This window comes from Kitasatospora sp. A2-31, from assembly GCF_022288725.1.
Taxonomy (GTDB): Bacteria; Actinomycetota; Actinomycetes; order Streptomycetales; family Streptomycetaceae; genus Kitasatospora.
Window position 1 is genome coordinate 1 of record NZ_JAKNTA010000248.1, and the last position, 1,138, is coordinate 1,138.

Here is a 1,138-nt window from a genome sequence, read left to right on the forward strand (position 1 = left end):
CGTCGCGTGCGCCCCGAAACCGTCCGGGCTCGCCCGCTTGACGATCAGCCGGAGCCGGCCGGGGTCGGACGGCGGCGGGCAGACCGAGTAGCAGCGCCGCAGGTCGCGCCCGTCCTGCCGGTGGCGGATCACCACGTGCTGCCCGGCGCGGTGGGCGAAGGCGCCGGCCAGCCGGTCCGGCACCGCGAGGGTGATCGCCACGGTGTCGTCGGTGAGGTGGTCCAGCCCGCTCACCGTCAGCGCGTGCCAACCCTGCGGCCCGGCGGGCCGGTCCGTCTCGTCGATCATGCTCAGCACCTCGCCTCACCCCGCCCTGAACTGCGCGAACGTCTCGCGGCACGCCGTGCACAGCACGATCGACTGGCAGCGGGTGGCCCCGAACGGGCTCAGCGGCCGGGTGGCCGGCGAGCCGCAGTGCGGGCAGGACGGCGCGAGTTCCAGCGTCACCGGCCGGGCCCCGGCCCCGGACGGGCGGCCCGGCGGGGCGATGCCGTGCTCGGCCAGCCGGCGCCGGCCGCGCTCGCTGATCCGCTCGGTGCTCCATGCCGGGACCAGCACCCGGCGCACCCGGCCCGCCGGGTGGCCGGCCTCGGCGAGCACGCCGCGCACCGCCCGCTCGATCACCTCCATCGCCGGGCAGCCCAGGAACGTCGGGGTGAGCTCCACTTCCGGCGTGCCGTCCGCGCCGATCCGGACCGCGTGCACGACGCCCAGGTCGCCGAGGGTCACCACGGGCAGCTCCGGATCGGGCAACTCCTCGACCGCGGCCCGCAGTTCGGACAGTCGCTGCTCGGTCGTCCCCTCCTCGGGCGGCTGGGGCGACCGGGTCGCCGCGGCGCCCGGTCGGGCCGATTCGGGGGAGCTCACCAGACACCTCCCGGGTACTGGCGGTGGACCGACTGCAGCTCGGCCAGCAGCAGGCCGAACTCCTCCGAGTGGCGCCCGTCCCGCCCGCCGCCGGCCGACCAGGACGGCTCGGGCACGCGCAGGCCCGCCCGGGCCACCACCTCGGTCACCTCGCGCTGCCAGCGCTCGCGCACCCCCTCCGGGGCGGGGACCAGACCCGCCGCGTCCAGCCGGGCCACCGCCTCGTCCGCCTCGAACAGCTCGGCGGCGTACGGCCACATCCGGTCCAGGC

At 77.5% G+C, this 1,138-nt stretch carries 3 protein-coding genes; all 3 read right to left on the minus strand.

Features of this window, described 5'->3' with window-relative positions; all coding sequences use genetic code 11:
* A partial coding sequence (locus MCM47_RS41240) for an FAD-binding oxidoreductase (protein WP_238951885.1) occupies nucleotides 1-288 on the minus strand: 288 nt, incomplete at its 3' end.
* 15 nt (nucleotides 289-303) lie between these two features.
* Nucleotides 304-867, minus strand: coding sequence for a 1,2-phenylacetyl-CoA epoxidase subunit PaaD (gene paaD / locus MCM47_RS41245; RefSeq protein ID WP_374209292.1), 564 nt, complete (start codon nucleotides 865-867; stop codon nucleotides 304-306).
* Nucleotides 864-1,138, minus strand: a 275-nt coding sequence (locus MCM47_RS41250) for a Phenylacetic acid catabolic protein (RefSeq protein ID WP_238951886.1), incomplete at its 5' end; no start/stop codon positions are given. The genes MCM47_RS41250 and paaD, both read right to left, overlap by 4 nt.